This is a genomic window from Microcoleus sp. Pol12B4 (assembly GCF_036701385.1).
GTDB lineage: Bacteria > Cyanobacteriota > Cyanobacteriia > Cyanobacteriales > Microcoleaceae > Microcoleus.
Genome location: NZ_JAUBQR010000443.1, coordinates 1 through 1,394, shown reverse-complemented (window position 1 = coordinate 1,394; position 1,394 = coordinate 1). Strand labels below are relative to the sequence as shown.

Annotated in this window: 1 protein-coding gene; it reads right to left on the bottom strand. The window is 41.0% G+C overall.

What is annotated here, in order from left to right; genetic code table 11:
- Window positions 1-100: 100 nt before the first annotated feature.
- Window positions 101-1,132 (bottom strand): IS110 family transposase, encoded by a 1,032-nt coding sequence (locus tag QUA38_RS28900; protein ID WP_333157954.1) that lies wholly within the window; start codon window positions 1,130-1,132, stop codon window positions 101-103.
- Window positions 1,133-1,394: the final 262 nt, after the last annotated feature.

Sequence of the window (1,394 nt, the reverse complement as noted above, 5' to 3'; positions counted from 1 at the left end):
GTTTCACGCGAAGATTCTGTGTTAAGAACCAAGTTAGTTATATGATTTAATTACTTTTGTGCTCCAAGGCGGTTTCTTTGCCAGCCTCTCTAGAGAGCGGTTATATATCGCTCTCTAGTACTTTATAATATTCTTTATCATAGTTTTTATCTTTTTTATAAAGTGTGTATATCATTTCCAGTAGTTTTCGCTGGATAGCAACCGCAGCCTTCATTTTTATACCATGCCTGGATACCAGTCTGGCAAAAACCGCTTTTAATCTTTGATCACTCCGTATCGCTGATAGGGCCGGCATATGCAGGCATTTTCTCAGGTACCGGTTTCCTCTTTTGGATATCCGGGGTTTACCATTTACCGATGTTCCCGACTGTTTCTCTCTTACGTCCAGACCAGCATAGCTGCTCAACTGCTTTTTATTTTTAATCAGATCAAAACCATTGGTTTCCGCAAGAACAGTGGCTGCAGTTAAAACTCCTACACCGGGGATCGTACAACTTTGTTTGATTCTCCTTTTTAATTCTGCATCCATTTGGACCAGGGAGTTGATGGAAGCTGCGATCTCTTCGATCTGTTGGGTAAAGAAGCGTATCTGCTTATTGATCCGAACTACACTCTCCTTATTAGGTTCTGCTTCTGCCTGCTCAGCGTGTAAATGATTTTTTGCCATTGTTCTAAGTCCAATAACCTGATCTCTTTCCCGCGTTAGCTGTCGCAGCCTTTTATAGACGGCCAAAGGCCGCTTCCATAGCATCAGTTTACGTTGCAGACCAAACAACATGATGGCTTCTGCCGATGTCTTATCCGTGACCGTTTTGATGTCTAATGTCCGCGCATAGTTGCTGATTTTGTTGGGAAGAACAATACTGACCGCATATCCATGGTCTGCTAAAAAATAAGCCACTGATTCATGATAAACACCCGTGGCTTCCATTACAATTTGTAAGGGAACATCGGCTATACTACTTTTTTCAAGCCATTGCCTAAACCCTGAAAAGCCCTTCACATTGTTGGCAAAAGTTTTCCGGGCTATGCATTTGGTACAAAGATCTTGTGTTAAATAACCCAGACTAACCACCAGTTCATCCTGGGCGACGTCGATACCGGCGACCTGTTTGATAATTTGTTGATTCATACCATCTTTCGATTTAATTTTAAAAGTGAAAATCTCCCTTCGTTTTGTCTCCTAATTGGATATCCTGGATATACCGTGACCGGTATTCCTTACATTCTGTTCAAACTCGAAGAGATAAAAAGGAGAGGCTAATTCTTCGCGTGAATATGCTTATAATAAGCTACTTAGTCGCAAATAGCTCTTCTCCCTTTTCACTTTTTTTATCAAACTAAAGTGGTCTTATTGAAAAAAACAAAGAACTTACTACAAACATAGGAGGCGC

What these genes read in the sequence shown, in the direction of transcription:
- QUA38_RS28900 (WP_333157954.1), bottom strand. Translation starts at nt 1,132, where the DNA reads ATGAATCAACAAATTATCAAACAGGTCGCCGGTATCGACGTCGCCCAG.